General features: G+C 58.4%; 16 protein-coding genes. All 16 read right to left on the bottom strand.

Going from position 1 to position 17,600, the window contains the following annotated elements:
• Nucleotides 1-6 precede the first annotated feature (6 nt).
• Complete coding sequence (locus ACHQGU_RS00895; protein WP_395495567.1) at nt 7-6,129, bottom strand: phage tail protein; 6,123 nt, start codon at nt 6,127-6,129, stop codon at nt 7-9.
• A gap of 6 nt (nt 6,130-6,135) precedes the next feature.
• Nucleotides 6,136-6,852 (bottom strand): hypothetical protein, encoded by a 717-nt coding sequence (locus ACHQGU_RS00900; RefSeq protein ID WP_395495568.1) that lies wholly within the window; start codon nt 6,850-6,852, stop codon nt 6,136-6,138.
• Nucleotides 6,852-7,127, bottom strand: coding sequence for a hypothetical protein (locus ACHQGU_RS00905; protein ID WP_395495569.1), 276 nt, complete (start codon nt 7,125-7,127; stop codon nt 6,852-6,854). Before ACHQGU_RS00905 ends, ACHQGU_RS00900 begins: the two co-directional genes overlap by 1 nt.
• Nucleotides 7,128-7,216: 89 nt before the next feature.
• The gene (locus ACHQGU_RS00910; RefSeq protein WP_395495570.1) at nt 7,217-7,630 is read right to left on the bottom strand and encodes a hypothetical protein; all 414 of its coding nucleotides are present in this window, start codon (nt 7,628-7,630) and stop codon (nt 7,217-7,219) included.
• A gap of 101 nt (nt 7,631-7,731) precedes the next feature.
• A complete protein-coding gene (locus tag ACHQGU_RS00915; RefSeq protein WP_395495571.1) occupies nt 7,732-9,003 on the bottom strand; it encodes a phage tail tube protein in 1,272 nt (423 codons plus the stop codon).
• Between the two features lie 68 nt (nt 9,004-9,071).
• A complete protein-coding gene (locus ACHQGU_RS00920) occupies nt 9,072-9,554 on the bottom strand; it encodes a hypothetical protein (RefSeq protein WP_395495572.1) in 483 nt (160 codons plus the stop codon).
• Complete coding sequence (locus tag ACHQGU_RS00925) at nt 9,551-9,961, bottom strand: hypothetical protein (RefSeq protein WP_395495573.1); 411 nt, start codon at nt 9,959-9,961, stop codon at nt 9,551-9,553. Before ACHQGU_RS00925 ends, ACHQGU_RS00920 begins: the two co-directional genes overlap by 4 nt.
• Complete coding sequence (locus ACHQGU_RS00930; protein ID WP_395495574.1) at nt 9,936-10,283, bottom strand: hypothetical protein; 348 nt, start codon at nt 10,281-10,283, stop codon at nt 9,936-9,938. The genes ACHQGU_RS00925 and ACHQGU_RS00930 overlap by 26 nt, the downstream gene beginning before the upstream one ends.
• Nucleotides 10,283-10,960 carry a phage head-tail connector protein gene (locus ACHQGU_RS00935; protein ID WP_395495575.1) on the bottom strand — a complete coding sequence of 226 codons (678 nt, stop codon included), beginning with the start codon at nt 10,958-10,960 and terminating at the stop codon, nt 10,283-10,285. The genes ACHQGU_RS00930 and ACHQGU_RS00935 overlap by 1 nt, the downstream gene beginning before the upstream one ends.
• A gap of 39 nt (nt 10,961-10,999) precedes the next feature.
• Nucleotides 11,000-11,224, bottom strand: a complete 225-nt coding sequence (locus ACHQGU_RS00940) for a hypothetical protein (RefSeq protein WP_395495576.1) — start codon at nt 11,222-11,224, stop codon at nt 11,000-11,002.
• A gap of 4 nt (nt 11,225-11,228) precedes the next feature.
• Nucleotides 11,229-12,566 (bottom strand): phage major capsid protein, encoded by a 1,338-nt coding sequence (locus ACHQGU_RS00945; RefSeq protein ID WP_395495577.1) that lies wholly within the window; start codon nt 12,564-12,566, stop codon nt 11,229-11,231.
• 1 nt (nt 12,567) lies between these two features.
• A complete protein-coding gene (locus tag ACHQGU_RS00950) occupies nt 12,568-13,524 on the bottom strand; it encodes a S49 family peptidase (protein WP_395495578.1) in 957 nt (318 codons plus the stop codon).
• 2 nt (nt 13,525-13,526) lie between these two features.
• Nucleotides 13,527-14,804: a phage portal protein gene (locus tag ACHQGU_RS00955; RefSeq protein WP_395495579.1), complete on the bottom strand. Its 1,278-nt coding sequence runs from the start codon at nt 14,802-14,804 to the stop codon at nt 13,527-13,529.
• Between the two features lie 2 nt (nt 14,805-14,806).
• Nucleotides 14,807-16,531: a terminase large subunit gene (locus ACHQGU_RS00960; protein WP_395495580.1), complete on the bottom strand. Its 1,725-nt coding sequence runs from the start codon at nt 16,529-16,531 to the stop codon at nt 14,807-14,809.
• Nucleotides 16,532-16,538: 7 nt separating this feature from the next.
• Complete coding sequence (locus ACHQGU_RS00965) at nt 16,539-17,012, bottom strand: phage terminase small subunit P27 family (RefSeq protein ID WP_395495581.1); 474 nt, start codon at nt 17,010-17,012, stop codon at nt 16,539-16,541.
• A 219-nt stretch (nt 17,013-17,231) separates the two neighbouring features.
• Nucleotides 17,232-17,552: an HNH endonuclease signature motif containing protein gene (locus ACHQGU_RS00970; protein ID WP_395495582.1), complete on the bottom strand. Its 321-nt coding sequence runs from the start codon at nt 17,550-17,552 to the stop codon at nt 17,232-17,234.
• Between the last annotated feature and the right edge of the window lie 48 nt (nt 17,553-17,600).

The raw sequence follows: 17,600 nt of genomic DNA on the forward strand, positions 1-17,600 counted from the left end.
CTTAAATCAGGCCGCAGCCTTGCTGTTCTGGAAGCGGATCTCGGACAGGAGCTGCCGGACGGCCGCCAGCAGAAGCTGCTGATTGCCTGCCAGCGTAGTTGTCTGGTCCTCAGTGATCTTGCGCATGGCGTCCGCCGTCAGATCCCCGGTGCCGATATTGCCGAGGGCCTGCAGCATGGTCACGATCTGCTGGTAGTCAGTCGTGTAGCCAATGCCCCCGCCATTGAGCGATTTGCTCAGAGACAGGAAGGTCTGCATGTCACTCTGGATGGACCCCAGTGCTGTGCTGTTGCCCCCCAGTGCGGCCTGATAGTCTGCATGCAGATTATCATTGGCGGCCGCATACTTATCCGCAACCGACAGTGGCGATGCATCAGACGTGCTCAGCCCTTTTGCATAATCCGCCAGACTGCTGAAGGTTGATGCAAGGGACTGGGTAGCCTGATCCTGTATCTGCTGCTGCTTTTCGGCTGCTTCCTGCGCCGCCTGCGCGGCTTTATCCGCAGCCTCTTTGGCTGCCTCAGCCTGTTTATCCGCTGCCTCCTGCGCGGCTTCCGCTGCCTTGTCCGCATAGGTTTTCTGGATGGCGATCCGTTCCGCCCCAAGCGTTTTTTCAAGATCGGCCATCTGGCTGGCGTAATCCTGATTACTGGCATAGGTATCCCCAAGATAACTCTCCCAGTTATCCCGCAGTTGCTGGATCTGCTGTGCGGCTGACACGTCAAAATTGACCAGATCCGCGTCTTCCTGATCGCCTTTTGCAGCCAGATAGCGGGCATTAACCGATGCGTCCGCCTGAGAGAGCGACAGGTTTTCCCGCTGGATCGTCCTGGCGGCAATGGCGTCGCCTTTGTCCAGGATCACCTGATAATCCAGCCCATACGCCTTGGCCTGATCTGCCGCCTGCTTGTATTGCTCCCGCAGATCCGCGACCTGACTGACAATGCTCTGCGACCCTGCATCCGTGATATCCAGCAGGGATTTAAAGCTGCTGATCATGCTTTGCAGCGCCGACGTGGACACTGTTTTGCCGTCAAACCCGGACAGCACCTTGCCGAGGTCACCCGTATAACCGGTGATGTGATCAACCGTTACGTGAGTCTGATCATCAAATTTACTGACAGAGACGTGCAGGCTGTCCAGCGTCTCGGCAAGCTGCTTGATAGATGCAATCGCCTGCGTATAGCTATCCACACTGTCAAAGCTTTTGGGCATGAGCTGCTGCAATGCCAGATTGGTGTTGGCATCATCACTATGCAGCTTAACGTCCGGAAGAAGATCCTGCAGGCTGGTTGTGCTGTGCTTTTTGCCTTTATGGTAATGCCCGACCTGACCGTAATCCCCGTCCACCACAGAGATGCCTGCATCCATGTAGGCGGCGTTGACGCTAGCCAGATCTGTATTGAGGCCGGCAGTCACATCGTCGTCTGCATGCTTGCTGCGGTTTGCACCCGCAACAAGCTGACCGCCTGATGCAGAAACCGCATCGTAGGACCAGTGAGGCTTATTAAACAGGCCACCAATGATGCCACCGATAGCACCAAGCACGGTACCACCGATCATGCCCCCGATTGGCCCCCCGAAAACGGTCCCGGCGACAGTGCCGATGCCGCTCCCGATAGCCGCACCAATCTTGCCGCCCTGACCGCCGCCCGTCAGGTTAGAGGCCATTTTGCCGACAGCGTAACCTGTCGTCAGGCCGCCAATTGCACCACCGGCCAGAGACGCAGCCCCCCCGAAAGTTCCTGCAGCCTGCATGCCACTGCCGCTCATCAGGCCGCCAGTCCCGCTAAACATTTGCGAGATCCCGCCGAACCCACCGGCCGCTGATTGCGGCACGGATGATCCGTTGACGCCAGACGCATATGTTCCGCCGTCAAAATTCTGCAGGCCAGCAAGGCTTTCTGTTTTTTCGGTCTCGTTTGCACTGATCCCCGTGCCAGCAAAAGCCTTGGCAATGTCCGCTTCAGAGACACCGGAAGAAGCCGTTGCCGCGGTAGACGTCTGAGAGCCTGACCCGGACAGGATGCCGCTGATATCGGACAGTGTGGTGCGGGACTGGCCGTCAATCGCGTTGAGCATCGGGTTGATCAGCGCAAACTTGACCAGCAGAGAGGCAATCTGCGTTTCCACACCCTTAAGCATGTTCTTGAAGGACATGCCGCTGGATGTGCCCTGCACAAACCCCTGCGTGATATCGCTGCTCAGCTCGTCCGCCATGCCGGAGATGCTGCCAGTGACGTCCTGCAGGACCTGCTGCTGATGCTCGTATTCTGCCGAGGCCTGCGCGATTTGCGTTGTCAGGTCGACATAGTCCTGAGCCTCCTGCGGCAGGATTGCACCATACTGCCGGTGCATCTGGATTTCCGCCTGCATGCGCGCCAGCATGACCTGACGGGCCTGAGCGTTCATTCCCAGACTATCCGTCTCCGCCTGCACCATAGACAGGTTATCCTGCAACCCGGCGTTCTGCTGGAGCTGCTGCGCCCGTTGCTGGGCATCGCTCAGGCTGTTGAGAGCCGTCACACGTTTATTGACGGCATCAATGAACTGCTGAGACTTATCGTTACCGAAGTCATCCAGCGCCTCATTATAAGCCTGCTGATAGTTTGTGGCGTGCTGGATCTCCTGCGCGGAAGAGCCGGCCACAGACGCAATGGCCTGCTGAGCCTGCGCCTGCCGCTGTACCGCCACCGTGCCATCGTCATAGGCGGCAGCAAGCTGGCGCTGCTTTTCTTTCAGGGCATCAGTCAGGGCAGCCTGATCGACACCGGTGCCACGGGCCTGTGTGCCAAACTGAGCCACAACCTCGGCCATGCTCCGCCAGTAACCCGTCTGGGAGTTAAGGCTTGCACCCTGATCCTTGAGCCCCTGTGTAATCTGCTCCTGAGGGGTCAGAGTATTAGCCAAAGCGATGCGGGCGTTCGTGATGTGCTCTGCTGTTTCGGACCAGTCCTTTCCAGCTTTTTTCTGAGTATCCTCCAGCGCCTGCTGCTGCTGGATATAGGCCGCAATCTCCTTCCTGCTTTCTTCGACGCTCCCGGTGCTGTAACCACCGGCATCATTGGCGGCCCCGCCCGTCAGAGAGCGTTGGTCGTCAATAACGGAAGCGGATTTTGCATTATCATTCGCAGCACCTTCCGATTTTGGCGCAACATTGCTGTATGTCTGGTCCTGCCACTGTTTCCCGCTGCTCTCCGCCATGGCAATCATTTTCATGATGTTGGCGATACCGGGTGACGCACCGAGCTTTTCCGCTTCGGCATCAATGTGTCCGGATATCACCGGCGGAAGCTGAGAAACAACCTGCTGACCCAGCTTGCTGATATAGGCATCCGCGTTTGCACTTCCGGGCGTAGCGCCGCCATAGAGAGACAACGCGCTCCGGACATTTCCCGTCTGTTTCAGGAAATTCTGGAAGCGCGTAATCCCCTCATCAATATTGCCATCCAGCGTTGTGGGATCATATTTGGATTTATAATCCGTGTTGATCTGCATCAGGCCAACCATCTGCGGATGGTCTTTGTTGACCGTCAGAGATGTCCCGGAGACATCCCCAGACGCAGAAACCGGCGCTGTGCCCGCTGCATATTTAAAATCACCCTGAGCATACTTGCCTTGCGTGAGATTAAGCAGATCCGTAACGCCCTCAACCAGATACTGACCAATGGCCAGAGACAGGTCTTTGATTTTATCCGTTGCAGGATCAGCAGCTTTTCTGAGGTTTTCCATCGCGCGCTGGAACGGTGTCAGGCTGTCCTCATACGCCCCTTTGGTGGCAGCCGTCAGCTTGTCCATCACCAGTGCATAAGCATCGCCCTGTCGCCCGGCAGCCTGCAGGTTTTTAACCTGCTCCACCAGCGCCTGATCAACACCCGGAAGGTGCTGCTTATACAGCGCCTCGATCTCGGCGGCCGGATCTTCCATGGCGGTTTTAACCGCCTTCAGCCCATCCTCAAGAGACCCAAATACGGCGCCAATATCCCGCGCCATACCTGCGATGGACTGTATATCGGCTGACGTGCCGCTGAAATTATAGGTACTGCCGATGCTAGTGGCGGCCGTGCGGGCAGTTTCGTCTGTCCAGCCGGACTGACTGCCCAGATCTTTGGACGCAGAGGTAATGGTGCTGGCCATAGCAACGGCATCCGTGCGCGTGGCCCGGAGCTGCTGGCTCAGCTTTGCCAGTTTTTCCGATTCACTTTCCGCGTATTTGCCCATCTCATACAGCGCCAGACCACCGGCGGCACTTGCTGCAACCAGACCCGCCGGACCAAGAATAAATGAGCTGACGCGGGAGACAGACGCACCAAACCCGCCCATGACCTGCACCATGTTTGGCACCTGATAAAAGGCAGCCTGCATGGCACTGCCACCAGCCATGATCTGGTCAAAAAATTTATGGACCTCATCTGCCAGCTGGCCAACCTGATAAGACTCAAGCTTGACCAGACTGCCACCCTTGTTCTCTGCTTCCGTCAGAGTGTCGTTTGCCTGAGCGGTCTCCAGCAACGTGTCACGCTGTTTCTGGAGGACAGTCACCCGCTGCTGGGCATCCTGAAGGATGGCATTTTTGACAGAGCTGTCCATCTGGCTCTCAGGCACCGCATCAGCCTGCGCCCGCAGATCATCCAGACGGCTTTCAGCTGATGCGAGCTGAAGCAGTGTGCGCGCCAGCTGGCTGCTGGAACGGGCCGTGCGCAACATGCTGGCAGCACTCCGGTCAGCACCGGCTTGCAGCCCCGTAAAGGCAGATGCCTCGGCGCGCTCCAGATCCGCCATTTCGCCTGCAGTCAGTCCGGCCGCATTTTTGATGGCAGCCAGATCTGCCTGCATAGCCTGCGCCTGCGCGCCTGTGGACGAGACAGACGGGGCAGATATGGAAGCTGCAGAGGAACTGCCTGCCACACCCGGAGCGCTGGCCTCAGACGCATTAAGAGCATCCTGCGCCGCCTTGAGCTGACGCACCCGGCTCTGCTGCTCCGTGAGGTCGGCAGACGTGCGCTGGATCTGCGCGTCAATCTGCGCCAGGTCCTGCGTCAGTGTGGAGGTATCAAGACCACCAGCCATGGCTTTCTGGGCCTGATCCCGCAGATTTTCCTGCAAGCCGCTCAGGCGCGTCAGCTCTGCGGACAGAGCGGCTACGCGGGTGGCCGCACGGGTGCCCAGCGTGTCAAACGCCTCCACCGCACCGGCAGCGCCCTCTCTCAGCGTACGGGTGGCCGCACCGGCCGATGTCTCCATGCCATCCAGTGCAGAGGATACCGCGCCAGCCTCGGTTCTGAGGCTGTCCAGCCCCTCGCTGATTTTATCAGTCTGGCGGCTGACATCCCCCATATCAGGCGTCTCGACAGTGACCGTGCTGCTGGCGCTCAGAGACAGATCAGGCGTGCTGATACCCTCCATGGCCTTCTCCCCGGCCTGTGCCATCCGGGTGACGTCCTGTATCCCTTTTTCAGCCGCGTCAGAGACATCATGCAGAGCCGGCACAACCGCTTCCGCAGCGTCTTCCATGCCGTGCAGGTGATCAGAGACGCCTGAGAGAGCAGACGCCTGATCCTGCGTCTGTGCGATACCGGCGGCCGTGGCGGCGTTGCTTTTGGTCTGCGCCTCGGTCTGCCCATCCAGAGCAGCCCGCAGGCCATTAAGGATGGCATTGCGTTCACCCAGCGCGCCGTTCCATGCGTCTTCTGAGACGGCAGCAGCGCGCAGGCGTGCCTGTACCTCTTCCAGTTCACCGGCAACACGGCCGATTTCCGCATCGACTTTTTCAAGGCCCTGTGTGGCCGCACTGGCATCCACACCCTCAGACAGCGCTTTCTGGGACTGAGTGCGCAGGGTCTCCTGCATGCCGCTCAGATGCGTCAGCTCTTTGGTCAGCTCGCTCACGCGGGCAGCTGCACGGGTGCCCAGGTCATCAAACGAGGTGACGGCACCGGCAGCGCCCTCTGCCATTGTCTTTGTGGCCGCCCCACTGGCGTCGCCCATGCCGGACAGGACATCGGTCAGAGAGACGCCACGCGCCTCCACAGCCTCAAGATTGCGCAGCGCGCTGGCTGCACCGTCAGCAGTTTCGTCACGGGTGGTGACGATAACGTCCAGCTGTTCGACCTGTGTCTGCCCTGTCATGGGATTTTACCATTTCTCTGTCAGGATGAGGGTCGGGTAGAGCATCTGCTCACCAGCCTGCCGGTCTTTACGGCGGCTGACATAGGCAGCATGTTTGCGGCCCCAGCCCTCTTTTTTGTTCCATGAAATTCCGGATGCGATACCTGCGCTCCGCAGGATGTAAGGCACGGGCTCGCCCCGTGCGTCCCGGCCGCCTTGCAGCGGCTTGAAGGCCCGCAAAGCCTTGACCCGCTTATAACGGCGCATCAGCGATTGCCGGACGGACTCCACAATGCGGGGCGGCACGCGGATCTGCTGGCCGCCCACTTCAATTTTGCGGGCATACGGCATGGTGTTGACGATCCAGACCTCTGATCCGGCCGGGATCTGAGCCGGGGATTTTGTCCATGCTTTTCCGTCCACCAGCACAGACCAGCTATCGCGGAACGCGCCGCTGCTGACGGGGGAACAATTACGGCACTCAGCCAGTGCCCACGCTGTCGCCTGAGCAATCGTGCTGAAAATGTAGGTGACCGTGCCACCATGCAACCGCACAGCTTCTTCTGGCTTGTTCAGGCCGCCATCGACCCGGCGCACATACTCTGGCGCGGCAGCCCCTGAGGCGATCAGGGCATCCCGCTCCTGCCGGATACGATTGCCAATCAGGCTTTTGAACTGAGCGCCGTCCATCGTCCGGCTGACCATCAGCTGGATACGGGCATTCAGTCTTTCCGCAATCGCCATCAGCTTGATACTCTTGCTTTGAACTTTGCAGTCCAGTGCTGGATGTAGACGCCATCCATTGCCAGCAGGACACGATCAAGCAGGATCATTTCCGCTTGCGACAGCTCGTGACATTCAGCCCAGCGGGCAATGGCAGTCCATGGGATGAGGCCGGGGCGTCCCTCTATGACAGAGCCACCCATGGGCATGCCAAACCCCTGAGCGATATGCGGACGCTCGGCTGAGAGCCGATGCCATGCCCGCCAGATCCACTGCCATTCCGGGAGAGGGTCCACCGGGACAGCGTCTGTGCCTGCAAAGTCCGGACCTTCCAGATCTGCGCGGTCATACGATCCCCACTCAAGCCACCAGCCGAGCGCCGCTGTCAGTTTCCCTCGGCGTCCTCAGCCTGCTTTCCGGCCTCAGTTGTGACCAGACCAGCCGCCTCCCAGCATGCCCCCATCAGTTCGCGGAAGTCCGGATTGGGCAGGAGCCCCTTGAACTCTTCCAGAGAGACTGCGCGGTGCTGTTCTTTGTCATGATACAGGCCGCGCACATCCAGCACGAGAAAATCACACAGCAGTTCCGCATTGAGCTGACGGCGGACCGCATTGGGAATGGCAGAGACGTCACCGCGGTATTTTTCCGCGACTTTGCGCAGGCGGCGATTCTGCGCATCAATGAACTGATCGGTGAAGCCACGGCTTTTGATTTCAAGGCCGGGGTATTTGTCGATTTTCTTCCACTCACCATCGTTGATGGCGGCGCTGTCAGTTTTGAGATCTGCGAGAGTGGCCATGTGGGCCTCCATGAAAAAAGGCCGCTCAGAGGCGGCCATGTGGGTGATGTCGATTTTTCCCACCAAAAAGTAGGCGGGCAATCAGGGTGTTATGGCGTCAGTCAGTTACTGACGCGCGTAATGGCAAACGTGCCACCGCCGGGAACAGGATTTGCCGTAATGGAGACAGTGGCCACCACAGTCTGGTTTTTCCCGGAAATGGGGGTTTTCGGGTTGCGGATAATGCCGTTGAGCACTGCAAACTGGTAGCCCACGCCATCACTGCCCTGCACACCAACTGTGACCAGACCAGTTTTACTGGCTGCCCAGTCTGTAAACTGTTTGTAGTCGCGAAACAGGTAGGTGATTTCCATCGCGGCCTTGAAGCTGCCCAAACGCACACCGCAGGCCCCCACATGACCCATGCCAGTATCCTGCCCTGACCCGTCGCGTGAGAGCGTGATGGTGGCAGACTGGATGCAGCCAGACGGCGCATTGCCGAAAATGGAGCAACCAAGAAATCCCTCCACGGTGTCAATCAGCGGGGTGGCGGTGCGCGGCGTGACTGATGCGGCATTATCCGTATCTGAGAGCGTCAGATCAGAGCCCACCAGATCAATACTGATGGCGGCAGGCTGTCCCTTTTGCAGGGAGATCTGCACCTGGTTGATCATCGTCCCGGTATACAGCTCCCATTTCCCAGACAGGGCTTTACGGAAAGTAAAGGTTTTCCCAATTTTTCCGTTGATGATGTCAGGCACAGAATAGGTGCTGTTCGGGCCAAGACTAAATGCGCCAGTCTCGGAAAGGCCATATGCTTTTTTCAGGGGTGCGGCAGCAAAGCTCAAAGCACCGCTACCAAAAACAAAGACAGCCTTTCCAGGCACACCTTGTGTGTCAATCTTGGTATATTTGACGTTGATTACAAAGCCTTTGTCAGGATCTGAAATCACTAGACTACCACTTGCCGGGAATTTTTTAGCCGCATCAACATCTGACACAGACAGGCCATCAACTCCGGCCATGAAACCGCCATCGTTAGAATAGAGAGTATCGCTGCCGGAGCTGTTGCTCATGGTAGCGCCCGCACCTTGCCAGTCAGACGTCATCACCCCCGCCAGCATGTCCTCAAATGTGAGCACAGACAGGATACCACTGATGCTGCCCTGCGTGGTCCGGCCGGTGAGGACGGACTGGGCCATTTCCGGGACATCATTGATTTCGTCGGGCTGGCTTTCCGTTTCGTTGACGGCCAGTGAGCAATCCGTATAGCGGAGCGCCTGATAAGCCCCGGTCGGAGGCTGGTTGTAGGTTGTCTCCAGCGCATAATCGACTGCGCTGGTATTGGTTTCTGCACCGGCTGCGTAACCGGTGGTAGCGCCTGTGTAGGCCATACGGCCCTCCATAAAAAAAGGCCGCTCAGTGGCGGCCTGTGAAAACAGATGAAGACGGGAGAGGCGCGTTAGCCTGCCGGCGTGACAGAGCCTCCGGAGCTGACGGTGGAACCGCTACCAGAGGTTGTTCCTGCGGCCGATGTAGTGCCGCTACTGGATGCCGGTGCTGGTGTTGTGGCCGGAGCAGGTTTCGCACCCTGCGGGATCAGGCCAAGCCGGTAGCCAAAAAACCGCTCCAGAGAGAGGGTCATGCCGCTGGCGTCCGCGCCAAATGAACCAAACACCTGTCCGCTGGGGGCAAATGTGCCTGTCGGGCCTGCGGGCTCGGCCAGCACATCATACATCTGGCCAGTTTCTCCGGCAGCAGGCGGCAGGCTATCGGGCAGACCGGCAACGGCCTTGTAGGGCCAGACGCCAGTGCGGCAGCCTGCCGGAGCAGTTTTTGCGGCAATGGCAACAGCAGCAGAGGTGCTGGCAGCGTCAATCTCGACAGCGCCAAGCTGGTAGGTGCCTGCACCGGCTGCGGTTTCATAGAGAGCAAAGAATTTCATGTGAGAAGATCCTGATACTGGTAGTCAATACCGAGGGAAAAGCGGATACGGTTGCCCGCCTGATTGAGGTCTGGCGGGTCAAAACTGTGCTCGTGGTAGTAGAGACCTGGCGGCAGGTTAGTGGCTGCCCGGAAGGCATTGGACATGGCCTTGCGGCTGGTCAGCGCCGGGAGTGAGCCGGTGCCTTTGGGCACCATAAGGTGCAGCCAGACGGTGCCGTCCTCCACGTTGACTGGCTCACCGGCCCCCGCACGGTCAGACGTGCTGGAGGCGGTTTCCATTACCCAGAACGGCCCGGCAGGCACGTCCTGATTCTGAGCGGCCTGATCCAGCACCTTCAGCCCGTCCGCCTGAGCGGCGACCGTGGCGCGGTTCCATGCGTCAGACCAGACTGCCGGTGTCGTCATGGCTCTCGCCTCCTGCTGCAATGAGTGTCCAGCCGCAGAGGGTCTGCCCGTCATAGACCGGCGTTGCGTCTGTCAGCGTGTAGGTTTTGGGGCCGTCCTGCACGGTGTCATCCTTGGCAGGGTGGCCGTAGGACGCCAGCGCATCTGCCATGACCTGACAGACAAAAGGGGCTGACCCCATGCCGTTGATGATCTGGGAGGCCTGCGCAGGCGGAGCATAGCCCTGCATGGTCACGCCACCCGACTGGCCCGGCCGCCGGATGGTCATGGGGCGGCCTTTGCCGTTGAGCTGGCGGCGGCGGCGTTCTGTGCGGTAGCCCATCAGATCGGCCCGTCTGATGCCAGAGGCAGATTGTCGATTACAGCCAGAGCATCAGGCGGGATTGAGCCCGCGAGAGGATCAAGAGCCTGATAGACTGTATTGCCCACTCCCTGCTCAGCTTCAGACTTGATCGCCTGATCACGCCCGGCTGAATGGTAGAGACTGCAAACAGTGCTAAGGCAGGCCCCGGCAATATCATCCGGCAATGGCAGAGGTTTGCCGGGCAGCATGCCGGATGCTGTTCCGGGGTCATCCATACCCGGCACGAGGTAGCCAGCCGTGTAGCTGACTGTGACCTCATGCGGATAATGCCGCGCAGGCCAGCCACGCCAGCAGGCTAGCCCCGGCGCGCAGATACGCGCCAGGTTGCGAGATACATCCATCTCATCCAGAGGACCTGCCCAGGGCTGGCCCTCCACTGTGATGGACTGGATACTGACAATCGGCCCGTTAGAGAGGTTAATCCCCTGACCATGGCGATGGATGCGCAAGCGCTCCGCATAACCCTGTAGAGCCAGAGGCCTGCCGAGACGCCTGACCAGCAGAGACGAGGCCTGACTGATCAGGATGGTCAGAGCAGGATCTTGCTCATCATTGGAGATAGCCAGGAGAGATTTTACGGACTCCAGCGTGACCAGAGCCGTTTTTCCTTCTGGTGCGGTGACTATGACTGTCACAGTGCTTGCCCCATTAAAAAAGGCCACCCGAAGGTGACCTTATTTCTGTTTTCCCGCGTCATCTTCGGACGGCTTTTCGTCGCCATCGGTTTTCCCCGGCGGCGCATCCTGCTTTGCAGGCTCGGCAGGCTCAAACGGCTCTGCGGTGCCCTTTTTGGCGGAGACAATGGCATCCGCCACCCCATCCGGGAAAACCGCAATATCGCCCGCGTTGTAAACACTGCCGATACCGCTGCAACGGGCGGTAAACTTCACTTTTTTCATGGCTTTACTGTCCTGCCACTGCACCGGGGAACCATGCCGCGTCAGTCAGGCAGGCGATGGCGGTATCATACCGAGCACCCATATCCACGGCCTCAATCACACGGATCAGGGTTTCGTCATTCTGGAATGCAGACCGGGCTTTACCATCAGCATCCACGTAACTGGCATCCGTGCTGACAGCCAGCGTGGTCTGCAAAGCATCGCCAACCATGATCTGGCTAAAGTCAGCAAAATAGACCTCTGACTGGTTACCAGCAGTGCCCAGATTGTCTGGCACGGACGTGGTGCAGGCATACGGATACGCACCAATCCGGCCCTCAGCAATTTCCGGGAACGCCAGCGCGCCAGTTGAGGTCTGGAGCTGTGACAGAAATTCCACCAGCGTAGGGTTGATGATGTAGCCGGCGTTGGTCATGGGCACATTGTTTTTGGTGAGGCCGAGACGCAGCTTTCCCAGGTCATTGCGGACATTCTGGACATTGACCGTGGCATTGGCCGCAATGATATTGGCTGCATTTGCCAGATACCGCAGGCCGTTAGGCGCAAACTGAGAGCCCTGACCACGGATAAACTGCTGGTCCTCTGCCAGAGCAACCTCACGCACGACGTCATTCCGGACCAGCGTATCGGTCTGGATGGAGTTATAGCGGAGCAGATCGTTAGAGATCGGCACGAGTGCTGCCAGTTTTTTTGCTGTCAGCGCCACGACGCCCACAGTCGGAGCAGAGGTCGGGATTGCGCTACGCTCACCAACCCACTGCGCACTGGAAACACCTGTCTGCTTACGGGTTGTCAGGTTACCGTTGGGCATCGGCACCGAGAGCGCACCCATTTTGCGGACAGCGACCATGGGACGCAGCGCATCAATCAGATCGGATGAATAGGCCGTGTTGACCAGGAAACCGCCCTGAGTATCCACAGACTGCTGCATGTTATCAGCGGCAGAAATGGCAAAAGCGGTTCCCCAGGTCTTTTCCGCATAATCGGAAACAGCAGCCATGCCGCCATGCCCTTTGGTCGCGGCCACAGCCTGCGTCAGACGGGCAAAACGGATGCCGGGCTCCAGCGCCACAGCGGGCTGGGCAGGGACGGTTGCACCGGGATTGCCAGCCGGGAGAGGCGCAATCGGGCGCGCAGAAGCGGCACGGCGGCGCTCCATATCCTGCTCACGATCAAGATTTGCCGTCAGACGGTCATCTTCCGCGCGCATGGCGTCATACTGAGCCTGCTCAGCTTCTGTCAGGTCACGGTCATTGTCTGCCGCCGCGGTTGCCAGCAGGGCATCCATTGCGGCGATGTTTTCCGACTGCCGGGCGCGCAGTGCGGTAATACGGTCGGGCATATCAGCTTCCTTGTGCTTTTTTCCGGCGGGTTTCCAGATCGGCCATTGCCTGCGCACGTCTGGGGTTTGATTTTGCCGGTGAGGGGAGGGGTTTTGCTGCACCAAGACGGGCGATGGTATCCGCCAACGTCCCGGTGCTATCGGCCATACCGGCTGATATGGCGCTTTTCGCCACCTTCAGTCCGCCCTGGCCGAAATTCTGTTTGACAGCATCCGTGCTGATGCCACGGCCTTTGGCAATCGTGCTGATAAATACTGCCTCAATATCGTCCAGCACCGCGCGGATCTCGGCCTGACCATCATCAGACGAGAGGTCTGGCCGCTTATTGGGGGCGTTGGAACTGACGATATCAAATGCCATGCAGCCGTCTGCATCCGGCTGGACCTGCTGAGAGCCAGACATCACCACGCCGATGGAGCCGACCATTGCCGTGGGGTCCATCACGATACTGCCTGCCTGACTGGCCAGCCAGTAAGCCGCAGAGGCAGCCATGCCCGACACATAGACCGTGACTGGCTTGCTGCTGGCCGCAATCTGCTGAGCCATGGCGTTGATTCCTGTGGTGACACCGCCAGGACTATCCACAACCAGCAGGATCTGGCTGACAGCATTACTGGACTGGAGCGCCGCAAAATCAGACGACAGACTGGCCAGATCAGATGCGCCGGAATACGCGGTCATCATGTTGGCGCGCGGGAAAATCGGCCCCATGACGGGCAGCGTTGCCACGCCTTGACGGTTGAGGGTGGCGCGGTTTGTGCCTGTCATCTTGTCGCCTGTGTCAGCCACGGCGGAGAGGATCTGCTGATACCGCTCCGCATGGCCATCCGCACGCAGTAGCTCCACTGCTGGAGCCTCCAGAGCGCGGGCCGCAATGGCTTCAATCGCGCCCAGATGCGAGGGGAGGATCGCCCAGGGCTGCGCCCTGATCGCCTCCAGTGCATAATATCGTGTCATGATCAGGCTCCGGGTGGCTGAGCCGGGGCAGGCTGGCCAGCAATACCCATGTTGACGGGCTGCCAGCGCTGCTGACCTGTATCGTCACCCACCGGGTTGAGGTTAAAGTTACTGCGGGCCTCATCTGTGCTGACGACACCGGCATTACGCAGTGCAGAGATACCCTGCGCACGATCCAGGAATCCTCCCTTAACCAGGTCAGATGGATCATGGGAAAACAGGCACCCAGAGGCCGCAAAGGCATGCGTTGCGCTATCTGCCACCCGCGCAAAGTGCGGGCCAAGGTGGTAAATGACAAATTCCAGAGATTGCTGCTCAATATTGCCAAAAGTCGCCTTGGACAGCTCAAAAATCAGATGTGGCGGCACGCCCCAGGCGCGGGCAATATCCAGCACCTGCATGGTGCGGGTTTCGACGAGCTGCCCGTCTTTGTTATTGATGGGCATGTAGCTGGCCGTGAGTCCATTACCGAGAACAACAGGCTCACCCGCATTGTGGACACCTGCCGTAACAGCCTTCCAGTCAGCCTTGATGGCCGCCCGCACCTCAGGCTCAACCTTTTTATCGGTCGTCAGCGTTACCGGCGGCTGGCCATTATTGCGCCAGTAATTCTGGACGTAGGTGGCTGTGGCTATACTTTCGCCAAAAGCCTCCCGCATGTAGGCAATGGGGTTGAGCCCCTGCAAGCCATTGCGGCTCATGCCTGTAACAGCCCAGATGTCCCGTGACGGGAAACGCTGGGAGGTGCCGTCTGGCAGCGTCGCATCGTAAAACATGGTCTGGCCAGTTGCCTGGTCAAACGACTGGTAGGCCTGCACGGCAAACGGGTCCAGCCGGGTTAAAGCGACAGGACGCATAAACCGATCCCGCGAGACGTAGGCGTAGAAATTGCCCGCCATCAGAATATCGCTCATCAGGATTTCCCGGAAAGCGTATCGGCTCTGGGCATCATTAGGCCGCCCGTTCATGAGGCCATAGAGCGGGTCATTCAGGAGACGGTGCGTGCCGCCATTGTCATGGCTGCAATAATGCAGCGGGACCATGGCAAACACGCCCGACAGAATACGCACGGCTTGCATGACGGCTGGCAGGGAAAGCGTGGTGCGCTCATTGACCATCACACCAGAACGGGACGGACCGCCTAATGAAAATTCGTGCCACGGGCCGCCAGCCTGGAAACTGTCTGCCGGATTAACATCCCCGGACGAAGCAGACAGGCGCGGCTCCTGCCGCACTTTCGGCAACGCATTGCCGACGCCCAGCATACTGAGAAAACCCATTATTACATCCCATTATATCCGAGTTCGGAGTCATCCTCCCTGAGCGCGCTACCAATCCCCATGATGAGCGCAACTGCGCCATCAATCTTGTTTTCTGGCCGCTCTTTGCGGGGGTAGATGTTGTCTTTTGCGTCTGTGTGGCAGACCACGTTAGAAATGCACCACGCCAGGACGGGATTGCCGTCATGGTGCAGCCGCCCAGAGAGGACAAGCGCCTCCAGTTCCTTCATAGCCTCAGAAAAATTCTGGACAGTCTGGCGATATTCCACCATTGGCACGTCTTTTTCCGTCATTCTTTGAGCCAACTGGGTGGCTTGCCACGGGTCATACGGGACGCTTCTGAGGTTAAACGCCTCTGCATCCGACTGGATGTCTGCCTCAATCAGGGCGAAATCAATCACATCGCCTTCTGTAGCCTGTATCCAGCCATCGGCCACCCACCCCTCATATTGGGCATTCCCGGACTCACTAACTTGCCGCTCCGGCAGGTAAAACCCTGAGAAAATGTAATAGTGAGCCTCGCCCCCAATCTCACGCTCGAACACCTTAAGTCTGGCCGCCAAATCGACCTTACTGGCCAGATCCAGCGGCATGATTGCGCTCTCGCCCGCAAAATCCTCAACAGAGAGGCTATAATCTGCACACCGATCCCACGCCCGCATATCCATCCATGCCTGATCGGCGTTAACCCACAGGTTGAGATGCTTGGTTTTGAAACCATTTTGCGCACTGGCCAACTGCATGGCTTTATGCGCAAGGCCAGCCACATAGTCCGGCATGACCGAGATACCCCAGTTCGGGTTGGCTTTTTGCCACACCCGCTCATCTGTCCAGTCGTCCTCATCATCCAGCGTGTAGATAATGCCGAACTGCTGGTCATCATTCGCCACGTCACCCTTGAGCGTGTAGGGGTTATCAGGCCACTGAGCCAGAACACCGCGCAAAATCTGCGTGATATAGCTGCGGATCTCATAACAGACCCCAGATCGGTTAAAACCAGCGGTTGTGATAGCCCAGATCAGGGACTGGTCACGTTTACCCGCCCCGGTTTCGATAACCTCATACACTTCCCGCGTTTTATGGGCATGCAGTTCGTCCAGGCATCCAAAATGGATATTCAGGCCGTCCTGCGTCTCACCATCACGCGAGAGCGGCCGGAAAATGCCGTCATTGGCACCGCAGAGGATGTAACGGACCTGATTATCCAGTCCATAATGCCGCACCATGTCCCGGCGCTTTTTGGTCATGCTACGGGCATCACCAAAAACAATCTTTGCCTGGTCACGAGTAGTGGCCGCAGAATAGACTTCTGGGCCTGCCTCGCCATCTGCCGTGAGCATGTAGAGCGCAACACCGGATGACAAAGTGCTTTTGGCGTTACCACGCGGCACCTCGATATAGACACGCCTGAAGCGCCGGAAGCCCGTTTTCTTATGGACCCAACCGAAGACCACAACCAGAATAAAGCACTGCCAGTCCTCCAGCTCTATCAGCTCACCGTTGCGCGCCTTTGGCCCCTTGATATGGGGCATCAGTTCCAGAAATTCGCAGACCCGCTCAGCAGTCGGCTTAACAAATTTATAGTCGAAGTCTTTCTTTTTGGAACGCTCAAGATCCTGCACATGGCGAATACATGCCGCCACGACCCACTGGCATGCCGGTATCTTTTTGGCGACCACAGCCCTGATGTAACGCTGCGCCTGCGCTACATAGGGGTGCTTGGCCATTGAAGAGCTATCCTTGCTGGTCGAATTTCTGGAATGGGCTGAACAGCTCTCCCTGGCCAATATTGCCCAGGCGCAAACGCGCTACTGGAGAGAGACCAAATTCAGAGCCGACAGAGCGCATGAGCCGGATTGTCTCAGCGACAATCGCAACCTCAGGCAGCGCACGGCGCATGATGCCTTGCTTGCCGAACGTCTCGTATGTGTCTTTGCCCTCTTCCTTCAGGGCATCTTCTGCACGTCGCCAGCGGGCATAGGTCTGGCAGTATTGTTCTACGGCATGATGGTCTAGCACCGTAAACATCTGGAGCTTGACCAACTCCGGCACCAGCTTTTCCCATGCCTCGACCGCGTAAGCGTCAAGATGGTCTGGGGGTGGAGCATATTCTGACGGGAGCTTGAGGCCGTCCTCGCGGATAGCTCGTTTTCCGGGATTGCCGCCGACAACTTGCAAGTGAGCTGGCTTTGGTTTCCGACCTTTCATGTTGGCATCCTCATGCGTGTCCGCAGGAGGGTAACTATCTGACCTCCCTGTGACTTTTTCCTTCAATTTCGCGGGTATGAAAATTTGCCCATGGCGCGGTCCGGGTGCTCGAAATCCCTAGAGATTTGATACCCCCCACCCCAGCCGTGGCCGGATTAGGCCAAAACACCGAGAAAATGGCTGTTTTCCGCCATTTTTTAGCAGGGTCCAAGCGCGATTTTAGCTGTTCCAGGAATGGTCCCGGCTCGTCCTGGACGAGTGATGAGACTGACAAAGCGTGCGTAAATTGGCCAAATTCAGCCGTTTTTCGGGGTTTTTTCGCACGCTTTCGATGTGATCGACATTGAGCCGGTCGGTCGGAGTGCGGCATCCCGGCACACAGCAGCGGGGATGGAGAGCCAGATGCATGGCTCTGACCCGTTCCCAGTCTGCATCATAGCCACGCTGACGGGATGTGCCGCGCTGCTGGTCAAATTCCTTCCGCCGCTGCGCCTCAGGCTTCCACCCACGCGGGCGGTGCATAGGGCTGCGCTTGGGCATTTTTCAGGCTCCGAAATGGGCAATAAAAAAGGCCGCGCACCCCGTAGG

Source organism: Acetobacter sp. KSO5, from assembly GCF_044094635.1.
GTDB lineage: Bacteria > Pseudomonadota > Alphaproteobacteria > Acetobacterales > Acetobacteraceae > Acetobacter > Acetobacter cerevisiae.